Raw genomic sequence first — 18,013 nt, 5'->3', positions numbered from 1 at the left:
TTCCACCGGATGTGGCCGCTGGTACGCCAGCCTGGCCAGGTTACACTGAATGCATACATCAATAAACTGGAGTGAACCCATGAACTGGGTTATTGGACTAGTTCTGCTCGGGCTGCTCATTGGCCAGATCGGGCTGATCGTCCGCAACTTATCCCTGTCGAGGGAACGTAAATGGATTCGGGCGGGGCTGAATCTGCTGCTTTGGCTCGTGCTGGTCGGCTACTTTCTTCAGATTCGCTGGCCGAAATCCCACCCCACCACACATGCGCTGCTGGTCGGGAATGAGGTGCCTGGCGAATTTGTGCGTTACGTTAAAGACAGTCTGCGCATCCGCGACAGTTTCTCGGCCCGAAACCTGAAAGCCTCCTACGACTCCGTTACGTTGGTAGGGCAGGATCTCCCGGCCACTACACTTGCCCAGCTTAGCCAGACGGCCCTGCAATGGGTTCCGTACAACCAGCCCGACCGGGTCAATGACCTCCAGTGGAAAGGTTTTCTCCAGCAGGGCGAGTTACAGCACGTAACGGGCCGGATCTGGTCGTCGGAAAACCAATGGCTTGCCCTTCGCTACGGAAATCGTACGCTGGACAGTGTCAGGTTAAATAAGGGCGACAATACGTTCGCCCTCCAGTTTCCGGCCTTCACTCGTGGTCGAACGCAGGCGGAGTTAACGCTTGGCGGTTCACCCATCGATACCCTGCGCTTTTTCTCCCGGCCAACTCAACCCTTAACCGTTCAGTTCATCGTAAGTGGCCCCGATTTCGAGAGCAAGACCCTGGCGAACTGGCTTGGCAAACAAGGCCATACTGTGCAACTCACCACATCACTTTCGAAGAACATAACCAGCGACGTTCGCATTAATAAGTCGGGCACGGCAACCTCGAAAGCCCCCGACCTCATTGTTACCGAACCAAACGAAGCCGGGAATCCAGCCATCCGGAAAGCCATTGCCGAAGGCAAGTCGGTGCTGTTCATTAGCCTGACCAACCCCGAAGCTGACTGTCGAGTGATCAATCAGGCGGTGGGCAGCCGGTGGCAGGTTCGTAAAACATCCAATGAACCCGTTGTTCCGATCAGCGAGGGCTTAACGGCGCTTCCCTACCGCTTTGCCGATGCGGTCAATCAATTTGCCGTTGCGGGTTACCCAATCGCTATCCAGCAAACGGCGGGTCGGGTTGGGGTTAGCTTACTGAGCGAAACCTTTCCCCTATCGCTCAGTGGCGATACCGTTACGTATCACCGCATCTGGACAGCCGCATTGGCTCGTCTGACAGGCTCTAACCGCAACACCGTTCAGATCGACGCGCCCGTCTATAAGGGTATGCCAAGCCTAGTTTCGGTGAATAATCCCAGCCGAAAGCCATCAATGTTGGTAGCTGGGCACGATACAGTTCAGCTCACGACCGTGCCGGTAAACGAACAATCTACGCAAGGCTTGCTCTTTCCGAGTCAGACAGGTTGGCAAACGGTAGCCGATACCCTGGCGATCTACGTCAATGGGTTAAATTCAGCCGATCAGTTGGCTCAGCGGAAGGTCGTAAGTCAATTTGTGCGTGCCCACGCACGCTACCAGACAGCCTCACCCACGAACGAAGCAACGACAGCCTACGCAGAACTACCGGAATGGGCGTGGCTGGTACTTTTTCTTGTCTGTTTGACAGCGCTATGGGTCGAGCCAAAATTGTCGTAGCAATACGTTACCACCAAATTACTCATTAACAGCGATTACCTGGATGTATCCTTTGGAAGCATCAATCGACCACTTGGCAACAGAGGTGCCACAGGCCGCCAGGTCAGTATCTAACAGTGAATTACACATGAAATGATGACGTACAGTCCTGACATGGCGGACCGTGCATTGGCGATACTTTGGTTATGAAACGGTTGAATTAGGTGCGATCCATAATTCACGTTATTTAGGTAATGGACACTGTTGACCTGGGATTTTGCGTACATTATCGCGGCAAAAGAACAACCCATGAAGCTGTTTATTAAGAGATTACCTCCCTCCCACGCTGCCTATACGGGTCATGATGAGGCTGTAATTATCTCCTGCTTTTTCAACCCCACCCGTTCGGCCTATCGTCTGAAGGTGTTTCATCAGTGGTACGAAACCATAAAGCACCTGAACCACCGGATTATTGAACTGGCGATTGGCAATGCGGCTTATGAGCTCCCCGAATCACCTTGGATTGAGCGACTTAGAACTAGTACGTTGCTCTGGCATAAAGAAACGCTGCTCAACAAGATCATCGAAACGTTGCCCGATCGCTTCAAATACGTCTTCTGGATCGACGCAGACGTTCTATTTACCAACAAAGACTGGCTGGTGGAAAGCGTTCGGCAGTTCGAATTCGGCATAAACCTGTTGCAGCCTTTCGAGTACTGCGTGCACCTGGATCGTGACGAAACCGAGCCTTCTTACTGGCAGGAGGGGATGACAATCTGGTCGTACCTGAAACGGCGGGAAAGAAACGTATGGCGAGCGTACAGTGCTAACTTTGCCGATAAGGGCAGGCAGATTTTCAATCAATTATATAATAAACGAGGGCATGTTGGACTGGCCTGGGGAGCCCGTCGCGAACTGCTCGATAAGCAGCCCTTATTCGACCGGGCGCTGATAGGCGGGGGCGATGGCATTATTGCCTACGCATCGGTGGGCGATATAGTGAACAAGTCGATTCGGGAGTCCTTTAAACATCCAGAGGAACTGGCTTACATTGCTACGTGGCAGACGGAGTGGTTCCGTTTGGTTCAGGGCAAAGTCGGCTATGTTCCCGGCAACTTGTATCACCTTTGGCATGGTGATCTCAAAAAACGCAACTACCTGAAACGGGTCCAGGATTTTACCCCTAAAAGCATTAAGATTCGGGAGCGGGACAAAAACGGTTTTTACCGAAACACCGACCCGGATGCTACAGCATACATACATAATCATTTCAATTGCCGGGAAACAACTGAATCGATTGACACGGGTGCTAGCGAACCTGACGGTGCGGTATCTGACCCCGCTTAAGCCAGTGAGTCGGTCAATTGTACGCTTCTTAGAACAAACAAGCCCGACTGTTACGTAACAGTCGGGCTTGTTTGTTAACGATTATCGAATTACTATGGCTTAACAACTTTTATGTTCAGCCGCTGGGTAGGCAGCCCGGCACTTCCTTCGCTCACCACCTGCAACAAATACATCCCACTCACCTGCCCCTGCATGTCCCAATCAATCAGTTGTTGACTTTGGGCCTGACTCCAACGCTGCTGACGGATCGGCTTACCACTCAGATTAATTAGCTCGACTTGTAGCGAACGTCCCTCAGCCCCTCGAACGATCGCTCGGAGTCGGTCCTGCTGGATAGGGTTAGGCGCTAGCTCGACCTGCAAGAGTGTTTCTAGATTAGCTATCTCTCTAGCCCGGCAGCCAGCGTTTACTGTCAGGCGATACGGGCCGTATACTTTCACACTACCTGAGCGGTCAGTCACTTTCAAGAAGAAATTACCCTGGGTATTGCTCTGGGCGTTGATTAACGTAAGACTAGATGTAGCCGTCCCCCGAAACAGTTGAGGTGTCTCCATGATTTTAGGCGTGGACAGGCTGTTCTTGTACCATTCGTACTTCACAGGATCACCTTCGACCGCTACACTGATCACGGCTGTACCGCCACGGCACACGGTGGGGTTGTTGCCACCTAGTACCGTCGTGGATGCTATCGAGCTACAGCCATTGTCTTGCCGGGTCACGGTCACCGAGTAAACGCCCGCAGTCGTTACCGTAGCCGTGTTGCCACTACCTGGGTAAACGGCTCCATTGCTGAAGCTATAGCTGTAGCCTTGTCCTTCTGTAGCGCTTAGGGTAACGCTGGTGTTGGTAAACGACAAGGGGCCGTTGTTGATTAACGTTACGTTCTCAGGAGCCGTTGTGTTGCTTTCTACAGTGGTGGTTTGGACTGCCGTACAACCGTTGGTTCCTGTTGCTGTGACGGTATAAGTACCGGGCTGGTTGACACTCGTACTTGGTCCATTGTAGTTAAACCCACCTGGTCCAGCTATACTGTAAGTGTCCCCCTCAGTGTTGCTGTCCGCCAACAGGTTAACATTGGTCTGGGCGCAGGTAAGCGTCCCGCTACTGCTTAGAGTAACATTCTGGGGAGCTACCGTATTACTCTCTACAGTCGTGGTGGCCGATGCAGTGCAACCATTGGGTCCTGTCACCGTCACGGTGTAGGTACCTCCGTTGCTAATCGTGGCGAAAGAACTTCCATCCTGAGTAATGGGACTGCCGCCGGTAAAGCTGTAGCTGAGTGAGCCGGTAGTGCTACTAGCAGCAGTAAGCTGGGCAGAGGTCTGGGCACAGGTCAGAGGCCCGTTGTTAGTCAGCGTTACGTTCTCAGGAGCCGTTGTGTTGCTTTCTACAATCGTGGTCTGAACGGCCGTGCAACCATTATTTCGCGTAGCCACTACTGTGTATTCACCTGGTTGATTAACCACGGCCGTACTGGCGTTATAAGTTTGATTGCCCGGCCCGCTAATGACATAACTGACCCCGCCATTACTGCTACTAGCGCTGAGCGTCGCTGTTGTCTGGGCACAAGTCAATTCGTTACTAACGCTTAAGGCCAGGTTTCTGGGCACAGCGGTATTGCTTTCAATAGTTGTCGTGGCGCTGGCTGGGCAACCCAGAGAATTGGTCACCTGCACTGTATAGTTGCCGGGCTGGGTAACTGTAGCCGTGCGGCTGTTAGGCCCTGAAGATTGCACATCACCACCGCTAAAATTATAGCTAGCTCCGGATCCGGCTCCCTGGACAGTCAATCGAACGCTGGTTTGGGAGCAAGTTAGGGGACCGTTGTCATTAATGGTTACTGTATAAGGGGCGCAGGGTATGTAAGTTATAATAACCACACCTGGGCCTGAATTGCCATTAGCGGCTCCGGTTTTACTGTCGAGTAGATTCCCTGCCTGATAATAGGAGCCTCCCCCGCCACCGACACCAGTATTGCCGCCCCCGCCACCACCACCGGAATAGCCACCACCGCCACCACCGCTGGCGTTAGTAGTACCCGTGCCAACTCCCGCCCCACCAAGTGGGGCCGCTCCAGCGGGACCGCTCCCGCCAGCACCGCCATTAATAAAGGCCTTTCCACCCCCGTTCGGTTGTTCTCCCGGAGCACCACCGTCGCCAAGTAGCCCCCCACCGCCACCACCGTTTCTCCCGGAACTGATGGAACCACCGCCACCACCGTTAGTGCCACCTGCACCACCGCTATTTGCTCCCGCACCGCCACTGTTACCCAGCTGACCCTGTTTGGCTGTAGAATTAACATTACCACCGCCACCGCCACCGCCTGCTATCACTAACGGAGTCGGGTTGCCGGGGCTACCAGGCGCTACCACAAAAGAACCACCGCCACCATGGTTAACGCCCAGACTAACTCCACCCACCAAAATACTAATCGATTGGCCCGGCGTGACGCTTGCACGGGCTATTATAATGGCTCCTTTACCAGCAGCGGCCGATGAGACGGCGTTCGTGTTTCCTTCAGCCCCACGAGCTTCGATAGTCAATGACGTAACACCGGTGGGTACAGTCCAGGTCTGATAGCCGGCATTAAAGGTTAACGAGGTCGGTGTTTGGGCTAGGGCAAGTGGGCTACTTGCCCAAAGCGTTAGCCAGGAAAAAAAAGTAAAAATATGTTTCATAAATAAGCAGTTGTTTTAAGTATTAATAAGGTAGACCGTTTGTAAAGCTACTTAGTTAAAATTCTGATCTAAACATCGCTTTTGAATAAAGAGATTGTAGTTACTAAGCGGACGTAAAACCACTAAAAGCGTAACCGATACTTAACGGCAGGATTTTCCAACTAACCTATTCATGTTGACGTATCAACACGTTCTTATCTTGACGGAGCCGGCTTCTGCTCATTGGGCAGGATACACACTAAATTCATTACATAATTGCCCACCCTATACAACTGAGAACCGCTTTAGCAGCCCCTACTTAAGTGTTTAGTCGAATAGGCTAGATCTTCTTCTTTGTCATTCACGAGTCGTCCCAATTCAGGGAAGAACTATGCTTCAGTATATTGAAAAAGAGAATAAAAGTTATAGTACGCCTTAACCACAAATCCCTCTTTTTAGTAGTATTAGTCTAGATTCGCAAAAGACACCCGAAAAGCCAGAACCCATGCCGATATTCACATTAGGGATTGAAGAAGAATTTCAAACGATTGACCCCCATACCGGCGAGCTGCGTTCGCACATGTCGAAGATTGTAGAAGGCGGAAAAATTGTACTTCAGGAGCGCGTTAAAGCCGAAATGCACCAGGCGGTCGTTGAGGTGGGCACGAATATTTGCAACAACATCCACGATGCACGTCAGGAGGTCACGTATCTCCGGAAGATGATTATTGAGCTGGCGGAACAGCAAAACCTGAAGATTGCAGCCGCCGGTACGCACCCCTTCTCCGATTGGCAGGATCAGCTCATAACCCCCAACGAACGCTACGACCAGCTAATCGACGAGTTACGCGACGTAGCGCGGTCAAACCTGATTTTTGGTCTGCACGTGCACGTAGGCATCGAAAGCCGGAACGAGGGCATTCAGATCATGAACGCGGTGCGGTATTTTCTGCCCCACATCTACGCGCTTTCTACCAATTCTCCGTTCTGGCGAGGACGTAACACCGGGTTCAAATCGTATCGCTCGAAGGTGTTCGATAAGTTTCCGAGAACCGGCATTCCCGATTACTTCTCCTCAGCGGCCGAATATGATGAGTATTTGAGTCTGCTCGTTAAAACCGGCTGTATCGATAATGGTAAGAAAATCTGGTGGGACATTCGGCTGCACCCCTTTTTCGACACCATCGAATTCCGCATCTGCGACGTGCCCATGCGGGTGGATGAAACGATCTGTCTGGCAGCTATCATGCAGGCCCTGGTTGCCAAGATTTATAAGCTGCACAAACAGAATCTGAACTTCCGGCCATATCGGCGCATCCTGATCAATGAAAATAAATGGCGGGCCGCTCGCTACGGTATCGAAGGCAAACTGATCGACTTTGGCAAGCAGGAAGAAGTACCAACCCATGCCTTGATTCACGAGCTACTTAATTTTATTGATGATGTTGTGGATGAATTAGGTAACCGAGCGGAGTGTGAATACGTCTTAAAGATTCTGGAAATGGGAACCGGCGCGGATCGCCAGTTAGCCGTTTATCAGCAGACCAACGATCTGAAACGCGTTGTGGATTACATTGTTGACGAAACTTCTTTAGGAATACGGTAGTTATTTTTTCGGCGGCTACCTACTGCAAACGTTACGCCGTAACTTATCATCATGAGCTTAGTGAAAATTGCCGTTCTGGACATGAATAACAGCCACGCCAATGAAGGTATGCGCTGTATTTTACAATTGATTCGGAACGTACAGGGAAATGATCATGCTGAACTGGCATTCGATATTTTTGATGTTCGTACCAACAACGAAATCCCCGATCTGACCTACGATGTGTATATTTCATCGGGTGGTCCGGGAAGCCCGATGGCCTCGGAAGAAGCTTGGGAACAGCCTTATTTTAATCTGATCGACCAGTTGTTCGACTGGAATCTCCGAAATGAACGGAAGAAGTACGTATTTCTGATCTGTCATTCGTTTCAACTGGTGGTTCGCCACCTGGAATTAGGTCTGCTGAGTAAGCGGAAATCCACTTCGTTCGGTATTTTTCCCGTTCACAAAGTAGATGAAGGAATCACCGATTTGCTGCTGGACGAATTACCCGAACCGTTCTTTGCCGTTGATTCCCGCGATTATCAGATCACGGAGCCTAGCAATGAGCGGCTGAACGATTTGGGAGCTTCTATATTGTGTCTGGAAAAAGATCGACCCCATGTTCCGCTGGAACGCGCGGTGATGGCCATTCGTTTCTCGGACGAAATTGTAGGAACGCAGTTCCACCCGGAAGCCGACAATGAGGGGATGCTACGGTATTTCCTTACGGACGAAAAGCGCAATCATATTGTCCTGAATTTCGGTCAGGAGAAATACAACGATATGGTCGCTTACCTTCAGGACCCGACTAAAATAGCGTTGACGTCATCGGTTATTCTGCCCGGTTTCCTACGGCAAGCCATCCGGTCGCTGTCGCAGGAGATTGAAGAAACCGAAGCGGTTTAAATAATTAATCTGGCCCACTAACGACGGACTGGTACCGTCGTTAGTGGGCTGCCCATTGCGGACTGATAAAAGCACGTTATGATTAAACCCGTTCGCCAAGCCTTCAATCAAGCCTTTAGCCCGGACCAGTACCAGGCTTTTTTAGCATCTATCGAAGCCGATTTGCCCGGCCAGCTTGATTTTCGAGTTGCCGAAACGCCGGTTTTTGTTCCCAAAGAACTCACGGGTAAGCTGGTTCAGGCCTGTGACGATATCGTTGACGTAATTACTGGCGACGACTTTAAACGTTTAACCGAGAATGCAATTCCGGGTGATCAGCGCGTGCCCAACGAGGATGCACACCCGCAGTTTCTGGTAATAGACTTTGCAGTCTGCAAAGACGATACCGGCGAACTCGTTCCACAATTGATCGAGCTCCAGGGTTTTCCGTCGCTGTATGGGTTTCAACCATTTCTGGCCGACCGTTTCCGAGCTCACTACCCTATTCCGGATACGTTGTCACACTTATTCAACGTAGCCGACAATCAAGCGTATTGGAAGCGGCTGCGGCAGATTATGGTGGGCGACTGCGATCCCGAAGAGGTGATTTTGCTGGAAATTTACCCCGAGAAGCAGAAAACGCGGATCGACTTCACGCTTACGCAGCAAGCGCTGGGCATTGCGCCGGTCTGTCTGACGAAGATCAAAAAAGACGGTCGGCAGCTGTTTTACGAAAAGGACGGTCGACGGGTACGAATCAAGCGCATTTATAACCGGCTTATCTTCGACGATCTACAAAATTTTCCCGGCCTACAAACCGATTTTCAACTTACCGACGACGTAGATGTCGAATGGATTGGGCATCCGAACTGGTTTTTTCGCATCAGTAAGTACACCTTGCCCCTGCTCAAAGGGCCCTACATTCCAGCCAGTTACTTCCTGTCTGATCTAAGTGAGTACCCGACCGATTTAAAGAATTACGTCTTAAAACCGTTGTTCTCCTTTGCGGGCAGTGGCGTTAAAATAAACATCACTACCGAGGATTTAGACGCCATTCCGGCTCATAAGCGGCATGAGTTTCTGCTTCAGCGCAAGGTAAAGTATGAGCCGGTTATTCAATCGCCGGACGGCTTGGTCAAATGCGAAATTCGGATGCTGTTTATCTGGCCCGAAGCCGATGCTAAACCGACGCTGCTGACAAACCTGAGCCGTTTAAGCCGCGGGGAGATGATCGGTGTTAACTTCAACAAAAATAAAGACTGGGTCGGCGGCACGGTTTGCTTTTTTGAGCAGTAATCAGAAGAGCTGAGCTGCGTCCTGGTATACCCCGAATTTTCATACATGGAATCCAAACCCGCTTCTGTAACCGAGAAAGCCTTGTTTGATCTCACCGGCAAGGTTGCCATTATAACCGGTGCCAGCAAAGGTATTGGTGAAGACATTGCCCGGCTTTACGCCCGCTTCGGTGCTAAAGTGGTAGTAAGCAGCCGTAAACAAGATGCCTGCGATACGTTAGCCAGTGACATACGAGCTGAAGGGGGCGATGCTACGGGCATAGCCGCCCACGTAGGCGACATGAGCCAGCTTCAGCAACTGGTCGACAAAACACTGGAAGTGTATGGCGGCATCGACATTTTAGTCAACAATGCGGCTTCGAACCCGGTGTTCGGCCCCTCGCTCGATTGCGACGGTGCGGCTTTTGACAAGATCATGCAGGCGAACGTAAAAGCTCCGTTCGAACTCAGCAAACTATGTTATCCCAGCATGAAAGCCCGCGGGGGCGGCAGTATCATTATGATGAGCAGCATTGCGGGCCATACACCGGACCCCGGCTTAGGCATGTACAGCGTCAGCAAGGCATCCCTGAACATGCTCACGAAAGTACTGGCGAAAGAGTGGGGACCCGATGGCATTCGCGTCAATGCCATTTGCCCCGGCCTGATTAAAACGAAGTTCAGTCAGGCGCTCTGGCAGAACGAACAAATTCTGGATCACTTTACGAAACGTTTGCCCATCGCCCGTATGGGAACGACCGACGAAATCAGTCCGCTGGCTTTGTTTTTGGCGTCAAATGCATCGTCCTACAGCACGGGTAGTTTGTTTTACGCCGATGGCGGCACGGTTATCTAAGCACTACGACGGATGTCTCCTATCGAAACCCGGGAAGTCTGGCTACGTGGGCCATTGCCAGACATAGCTCCGCTGCTTCAACCCGTGGCGCATGCTCTTCTGCAAGCACGCGAAGAAGTGAACACAGTGCTCGCTGATTTCCCTGATGCCTTACTGTGGGTACGTCCGGCGGGGGTGGCTTCGGTCGGTTTTCATGCACAACACCTCACCGGCGTGCTGGATCGCTTGTTTACTTACGCACGCGGGGAGGCCCTTTCTCCGGATCAGTTGGCGGCTCTAGCGTCGGAAGGAGAAGCGACCGACCCACCCGTTTCGGTACAGCTCTTAGTCGGTCAGTTTAACAGGCAAGTTGATCAGGCAATTGCTCAACTGTGCGAAACGGGTGAACAAACGCTGACCGAGGCCCGGACCGTTGGTCGTGCTCAGCTCCCTTCAACGGTGATCGGCTTGTTTGTACACGCGGCCGAACACACGATGCGTCACCTGGGTCAGCTACTGGTAACCGTACGCGTCGTGCAGGCCGGTTGATATTCCGTCGGTCAAACTTATTTGCTGGACAATCGCCGTTCTTTCTACTCCAACTACTACGTATCGCTAGGGAATACGCCATTTTGTGGCGATACGTAGCTATTTTTCTTCTCAATACGTAGCGCTACAGTCGCAACGAGACGTAACTTCCACTCCCACATCCTGACTGATCTTTGGTTTAACCCGGATAATATAGGCCTATACCAAGAGCTTATTAATAATTGGTCTAAATAATTTTATTCCTATTGATCCAGGTACCATCTTTGCATCTGTTTGTATTAATTCTAAATAGATGCGTTCATTTTACTATAGTACCGCTTGTGTTTTGTTCTTTGTTTTGCTGGTTACCGTACCGGTGGCTGCACAAACACACGGTTCCATTAAAGGCATAGTTACCAGTAACGAAGGCTCACCCGCGGGGTATGTTACTGTCGGACTTCGGGAGATTCGCCGGGGTGCGGTTACCGCCGAAGACGGCTCTTATCAACTTAAGAATGTACCTTCCGGCATTTACACCCTGCGGGTTTCTTCGGTAGGGCTGCAACCGCAGGAAAAAACCATCACTGTACAGGCCGGTCAAGTTAGTGAAGCCAATTTTGCCCTCGTCGAGAACGCGGCTCAACTCACCGAAGTTGAAGTAACCGGCTCAAACAAGGCCGTGCAAATCGGCAAAGCGACTATTGCTCCCTTGGATCTTCCACAGATGACGGGAAAAGTGAGCAGCGTCGTCATTGAAAATCAGCAGATTTCCCGACTGGGCGACGCTATTAGGAACGTAAGTGGCGTTTCGCTGACTCAGCAGCGGGGTGGAGTTGCCGAAACGTTTTCGGCGCGTGGCTATAGCATTGGTATTGCCGGTGCCGGTGGCAGTATCTTTAAAAATGGGGTCATCACCAATACCATGGGCTTTCCGGATGCCAGTACGCTGGAGTCGGTCGAAGTGCTGAAAGGAAGCTCTTCGCTTTTGTACGGAAACGTATCGGGTGGGCTGATTATCAACATGGTCACCAAAAAGCCGAAATTCAATTTTGGTGGCGAAGCGTCGATGCGGGTCGGAAGCTATAATCTGTACAAACCCACCGTCGACGTGTACGGGCCTCTTTCAAAAAACCTGGCGTTCCGGGTGGTCGGTACATACGAAAATGCGAAGAGTTACCGGGATGTGGTAAAAACCAATCGCGTTTACGTTAGCCCATCGCTGCTTTACAAACTCGGCACCAAAACAACGGTGCTGCTTCAGGGCGACTATCTCCAGTCGAACCTAACCCCCGACAATGGCATGGGATCGCTGAATAAAGATCAGGATGCGGTCATTCCGACCTCAATTCCCCGCTCGCGATTTATCAATACGATTTGGGCTTACAACAATGTCGACCAGACCTCAGGTTCGGTAGCGGTTAATCACAGCCTGAACTCCCGCTGGAAACTAAACGTCATTGGCGCTGCCCAAGGCACAAACGTTACTGCATACGGTGCGGGGGTTCCTAATAATAACGTCGCTGCCAACGGCGACTGGAATCGCTCACTAAGTCGGACCAAAACAGCTGAGAATAATTATACGGGCCAGGTTAACCTGAACGGTCGCTTCAATACGGGTTCCATTGGTCACCAGCTCCTGGTCGGCGCTGATCTGGTGAGTATTGTCAGCGTGAGCAATGCGTTTACCATCACCAGCAATGGTGTGGCCGTTACGACTTACGATAAAATTAACATCCTGAATCCCTGCCTGTATGAGCAGCGTACGGACATTCCGGATGCTACCGCCATTTCCCGCACTACGTCGCCCTCGGTTCGGACGGGTTTCTACGCTCAGGATCTGATCAGCCTGACCAACAAAATTAAACTGCTGGCAGGCTTGCGCTGGTCACAGCAAAAAACGGTACAGACGACTATCCTCAATCTGAGAAATCAGGCAGAAACTCGTGGGCCTGCCGAAACGAAAACAGACGCAGCTTTCTCACCTAAAGTCGCATTGATCTACCAGCCAACGCAGTCGACGTCGTTCTTCGGTAGCTACGCCAACAACTTCACCATCAATACGGGCGTTGATATCTACGGGCAGATTTTGAAGCCTTCTCTAGTTGACCAGTTCGAAGCAGGCGTTAAGAACGATTTGTTTGGCGGACGTATCACCGCGAATCTGGGCGTCTATCACATCGTGAATAGTAATTTCGCGCAAATGGCTCCTCTCAAGCTGGACGGTTCGCCGAATACCGATGCAAACGTCAAGGAGTTTACGGGACAAACCACGAGCGATGGGCTGGAAGTCGACATCACCGGTAATCTTTCCAAAAATTTCTTTTTCATTACTGGTTACGGCTACAACTACATGCGCTATACCAGAGCATCGCGGGTAAAAGGGTCGCCGATCGAGGGGGAACGGTTAACGAATAATCCCGCCCATACAGCCAATGCCACGATCTTCTATACGTTTGATCTCCCCCAGCTTCGAGGTTTGAAAGTTGGCGCTACAGCTTTTTACACTGGTGCCCGCTATGGTGGCAACAACAACACGTATGGACAGACGCCTGAGTTCAGCCGCCTGATTCCGCTAACGGGTTACACAACGATCGACTTGTCAGCGGGTTACAGTTTCCGGAAAATCTCGCTGTTGGCGAAGGTATCGAACGTTGCCAATACGCTGAATTACCTGATCCACGACCGGTATAGCATCATGCCGATTCCACCACGCCAATTCGTTACGACCTTATCGTATCGGTTTTAAGGGGAAGATAAGCCATACCGTTTTCAGACACGTATTGCACTACTGTACCCCTCCCGGCCTCCCCTTCTAGGGGAGGAGTTTTGACCGGCTAATTTTGCTCCTCCCCTTCTAGGGGAGGTTAGGAGGGGTACATAGCGGCACAGTTTGGGAAGGGAGGGCAGGAAGCCCGCAACTATCTGAAAAGTCCTTGGCCCTGATACGTTCGAACGTATCAGGGCCAAGGACTTTTAACGTAACAATGGACTGAAAATCAGAAACAACTCCGCTCGTCTATGTAATATCGCTACATCTTGACCGCTAAACAGGCTTCTTCCGATTAGCGACTTTGGCAGCTGTAAACTCCGATGGGGTCTGATGATATTGCTCCCGAAACCGCTTAGTAAAATAAGCCGGACTCTCGAAGCCAACCCGGTATGCGGTTTCGGTGCTGCTAAGCCCCTGTTCGAGTAGTTCAGCCGCCCGCTTAAGTCGGTAAGCACGAATAATCTCTCCGGCCGACATCCCCGTAAGTGCCTTTAGTTTGCGGTGTAAACTCATCCGGCTTAGTCCGCTTTGTTCGATCAGATCATCGGGACGGAAGGAAGAATCGTCGAGATGTTCCTCCAGCAACGCGTAAACTCTATCCAGAAAGGGGTCGTTCGTTTCGGAGCCAGGTTCCAGGCTGGGTAGAGGCTCGTCGGCCTGGGTCAGGCGTGCGTGTATCCACTCCCGCAGTTGTCGACGCTGTTCGAGCAGATTTCGTACCCGCAACTGAAGCTCCTGTACGTGAAACGGTTTGGTCAAATAGTCATCCGCTCCTGCCGACAAGCCCGTAATTCGGCTATCGTAAGACGATTTTGCCGTTAGTATCATAACGGGAATGTGACTGGTTCGCTGATCTTTTTTGACCCGCTCACAAAGCGTATACCCGTTCATGACAGGAATCAGTACGTCGCTGATAATCAAATCGGGAAGGAGACTGCTGGCTTGCTCCCAGCCTTCGGCTCCGTTAGCCGCCCGAATCACCTGATAGCGATCCGACAGACTGTCGGCGATAAACTCGGCAAGCTCGTCATTATCTTCAACCAGCAGGATAACCGGTTGCTCATCCGTGGAGTCAGCGTCGGGCCGCTGCGCCGGGGCAGCGTCAACAGGCGTTTCAACCGCAGCCGGTGCTGTGCCCAGCGTAACGGGCTGATACGGCAGGTGCACGATGAACGAACTTCCGTGTCCGACATCGCTCACTACGTTAATGGTGCCTTTTTGCAAATCAACCAGTTCTTTCACCAGGGCCAGGCCAATACCAGTCCCCTCCTGCGGCCGGGTACTCGAGTCGTCGATCTGATAAAAGCGGTCAAAAATTCGGCCCAGCTTATAAGCGGGAATCCCCGTTCCGGTATCGGTGACGGTCAACGTAACGCCCGGTGTCAGGCCCACATCCACCTGCCCACCGGCCGACGTAAATTTAAGGGCATTCGACACCAGATTGTATACGATACGTTCGAGTTTACGCGCATCGAAATAATACTCAGCATGCAGATCTTCGTGATGGAAGCTGAGCTGAATCGAGCGGGCTTCGGCCTGAGCTTCGAACGACAGGATTACCTGTTCGACAAACGAAACCAGATTACCCCGCACCTCTTCGACCTGGAGAGCATGCGCTTCCAGCTTAGCCAGGTCCATCAGCTGGTTGATTAGCCCCAGTAGCTGGTGCGCATTCCGTTCGATCACACCCAGCCAGCGGGCGTCGTCCGGGTCGCGCCACTTTTGCTTCAGCTTCTCAGTTGGGGCCAGAATCAGGGTGAGCGGAGTCCGGAATTCGTGCGTAATGTTCGAAAACAATCGGGTCTTCAACTCGTCGATGAGTTTGAGCTGCTGGGCTTGTTTATGCTTCAGATACACACGGAATAAGCCAACCGCTCCCCCGCCCAAGGCTAACGCATACAGTACATACGCCCACCAGGTGGCCCACAGTGGCGGATGGATGGTGATCGTCAGGGTTCTGACGTGCGTACTCCAACGTCCCGAGGTGTTGGTCGCATTCAGTTGTAAGGTGTACGTACCGGGGCTGAGGTTGGTATAGGTAGCCTCCGGCCGATTGGTCACAATCCAGTTTTTACTGACCGGGCTCAGCTTATAGCGGTACCGCAGTTGGTCGCGCCCGTTGAACTGCAAGGCCGCAAAACTTACCGTCAGGAAGTTCTGGTCGTGGGCTAGATCCAGGTGATGAACCATCTGCACGGGCAACGTATCGATTGGAGAGCCAGGGCCGGGAACAACCGGCTGATTGTTAATCGCAATATCGGTTACCTCAGTAACGGGCTGGTACGTATCTTCCCGCAACTGAGTCGGTCTGAACGAAATAAGTCCTTTCAGGCCACCCAGAATTAGTCGTCCGTCGGGAAGAACCAAGAAGTGAAACCGGTTAAACTCGTCGCCTGGCAGGCCATCGTCGTGGGTGAACGTACGCACTTCAAACGTCCGTCGATTCAGTCGGCACAGTCCCTGATTAGTAGCGATCCAGAGAAAACCCTGCCGGTCGGGAATAGCGGTGTAAATGACGTTGTTCGGCAGACCATTCTGCTTGGTCAGGCGTTGAGACTTACCCGTTCGCTTGTCGAAGCGGCACAGTCCATTACCGAACGTACCAATCCAGAGAATCTGTTTATCGATTGGATCGTCGGTCAGACAAAGCAGCTTGTTACTGCTGAGCGAAGTGGGATTACCCGTCTGGAACGAATAATTTCGAATCTGGCCGCTGGACCGGTCGACGCGAAACAGACCTTTGGTACTGGTTGCCATCCAGAGCGCCTGATTGTCAGCGACCATTTCGACAATGCGGGCCTGAATGGTGGGACGTAACGCAACGGGCAACAAATGCCAGGCTCCCTGCTCGTACCACCTGGCCTCACCGTCATGCACAACCCACACGCGCCCCTGCGGGTCAGTGGCCATTGGCGCTATCTGATCGTCCCAAGTGCGCTTTCCCCGAACCGGAAACGGAATTTTCGTTAAGGTCTTCGTCTTCAGGTCAAACTGGTAGAAAGGCGAAATACCAACGTTGAACCATAATTTACCCTGCCCATCGGTCGTGTACCGAAAATTATACGGCCATTGCCCTTCCTGCGGGTCAAAATAGGGTGCTTCGGCTTCGGGTATGCCCAACTGATTCCGGAGTATATCGTTGACGAAATTAGACTGATAAAGGGCAGCATTGAACTGACTAACCTTCAGGTTATACTTACGAACGCCCTGCCCATTCGTACCCAGCCACAATACGTCTGAACGGTCGACAAATGTGCTTTGAACCCGATCTAAGCCGCTGGCCCGATCAATCAATTGAACACCATGCTGATCATTGAAGCGAAATAGAAACTCACTGTAATTGAAATAATAATTCCCCTGACTATCAACGGCACCAGAAGGCCTGAGCCACCAGGGAACATTGGGCCTATCCACCGGCAACGGATACGCTCTGCTCTGTTCCGTACGGGGATTGAATACGGTGAGATGCTGGCTCGACAACAAGAGCAGATCCCCGTTTTGCCGAAGAAAAATACTTTTAAGTCCATTCTCTGGAATGGCACTCGGCTGCCCAGGTTGCTGCCGAAAATGCGTAAACTTACCTGTACGACTGTCGAGCCGGTCGAGGCCATTGGAAGTAGCCAACCACATACTACCCCGCCGATCTTCAACAAAGGCAACCACAGTATCGCTGCTCAACGAATTGGGATCGCCAGCGCGGTGGCGGTACCGTTCCACCCGACGCGTAACCGGGTCAACGCGGGCCAGTCCGTGCCGTTCGAAACTCAACCACAGCCGTCCCTGGCTGTCCAGCGTGTGCATAAAGATTGTATCGTGATCGAACGCCCGTCGGTACCAGGCCTGGTTGGAAAAATTAATGAATGTTTCCTGACGTGGGTCAAACACATCAATGTCACCCTGGTCACTACTGATCCAGATACGCCCCGCCGGATCGAGCTTTAGGGCCAGCACTGCCGACGACGACAGCGCGGGCCGCCCGTCGGAACCGGGCTGAAAGACTTTGAAATTCTGGCCATCGTAGCGGCACAGGCCCTCGCGGGTCGCCATCCAGATGAAGCCTTGTTTATCCTGAATAATAGAAGGAACGAAAGCCTGCGGAAGTCCCTGCCGATCGGTGATGATCTGAGGTTCGGGCAGTTTAAACGGCTGGGCCGATAGGGTGAGTACGTTCAACAGACACCAAAAGCCGATCCAGAGAGACCAATGTCTGTTACTTCGATAGCAACAGGCTATTTCTCGCTCTTCGGTCAACGCACAGCCGCGTTGAAGAGACCTTTCTACAGAACCACAAATTACAATTGGCCGTAGCACGTTCAAGAAATATAACTGGCTCGTAAACAGTTTTTCAACAGCTTATACTCAACGTAAGTAACCGAACATACGACTACTAACGCAAAACCGATTTATTGAGAAACAAGTTATTAGTTTCCCTTCAGTATTTACGAACAAAGGTCACATTC

The 18,013-nt window shown here is 51.7% G+C and carries 10 protein-coding genes; 8 read left to right on the top strand and 2 right to left on the bottom strand.

Features of this window, described 5'->3' with window-relative positions; genetic code table 11:
• Positions 1–49 precede the first annotated feature (49 nt).
• Both ACYVIY_RS06220 and ACYVIY_RS06215 read left to right on the top strand, forming a co-directional pair.
• Positions 50–1,690: a hypothetical protein gene (locus tag ACYVIY_RS06220; protein ID WP_460975433.1), complete on the top strand. Its 1,641-nt coding sequence runs from the start codon at positions 50–52 to the stop codon at positions 1,688–1,690.
• A 288-nt stretch (positions 1,691–1,978) separates the two neighbouring features.
• A complete protein-coding gene (locus ACYVIY_RS06215; RefSeq protein ID WP_460975432.1) occupies positions 1,979–3,016 on the top strand; it encodes a hypothetical protein in 1,038 nt (345 codons plus the stop codon).
• 92 nt (positions 3,017–3,108) lie between these two features.
• Here ACYVIY_RS06215 and ACYVIY_RS06210 read toward each other — a convergent pair whose 3' ends face one another.
• Positions 3,109–5,694 (bottom strand): T9SS type A sorting domain-containing protein, encoded by a 2,586-nt coding sequence (locus ACYVIY_RS06210; protein WP_460975431.1) that lies wholly within the window; start codon positions 5,692–5,694, stop codon positions 3,109–3,111.
• A gap of 484 nt (positions 5,695–6,178) precedes the next feature.
• On the opposite strand from ACYVIY_RS06210, the gene ACYVIY_RS06205 reads away from it, so the two are divergent.
• From ACYVIY_RS06205 to ACYVIY_RS06180, 6 genes are all read left to right on the top strand, one after another.
• Positions 6,179–7,279: a carboxylate-amine ligase gene (locus tag ACYVIY_RS06205; RefSeq protein WP_460975430.1), complete on the top strand. Its 1,101-nt coding sequence runs from the start codon at positions 6,179–6,181 to the stop codon at positions 7,277–7,279.
• A gap of 51 nt (positions 7,280–7,330) precedes the next feature.
• Complete coding sequence (locus ACYVIY_RS06200) at positions 7,331–8,167, top strand: type 1 glutamine amidotransferase (protein ID WP_460975429.1); 837 nt, start codon at positions 7,331–7,333, stop codon at positions 8,165–8,167.
• A gap of 78 nt (positions 8,168–8,245) precedes the next feature.
• Complete coding sequence (locus ACYVIY_RS06195) at positions 8,246–9,442, top strand: hypothetical protein (protein WP_460975428.1); 1,197 nt, start codon at positions 8,246–8,248, stop codon at positions 9,440–9,442.
• A 45-nt stretch (positions 9,443–9,487) separates the two neighbouring features.
• Positions 9,488–10,276 (top strand): glucose 1-dehydrogenase, encoded by a 789-nt coding sequence (locus ACYVIY_RS06190; RefSeq protein ID WP_460975427.1) that lies wholly within the window; start codon positions 9,488–9,490, stop codon positions 10,274–10,276.
• A gap of 12 nt (positions 10,277–10,288) precedes the next feature.
• Positions 10,289–10,804 (top strand): DinB family protein, encoded by a 516-nt coding sequence (locus ACYVIY_RS06185; RefSeq protein WP_460975426.1) that lies wholly within the window; start codon positions 10,289–10,291, stop codon positions 10,802–10,804.
• Positions 10,805–11,096: 292 nt separating this feature from the next.
• Positions 11,097–13,529: a TonB-dependent siderophore receptor gene (locus ACYVIY_RS06180; protein WP_460975425.1), complete on the top strand. Its 2,433-nt coding sequence runs from the start codon at positions 11,097–11,099 to the stop codon at positions 13,527–13,529.
• Between the two features lie 297 nt (positions 13,530–13,826).
• Here ACYVIY_RS06180 and ACYVIY_RS06175 read toward each other — a convergent pair whose 3' ends face one another.
• Positions 13,827–17,726, bottom strand: a complete 3,900-nt coding sequence (locus ACYVIY_RS06175; protein WP_460975424.1) for a hybrid sensor histidine kinase/response regulator transcription factor — start codon at positions 17,724–17,726, stop codon at positions 13,827–13,829.
• Positions 17,727–18,013 lie beyond the last annotated feature (287 nt).

It is taken from the genome of Spirosoma knui, assembly GCF_054780635.1.
This window is presented reverse-complemented; position numbering and strand designations above follow the sequence as displayed.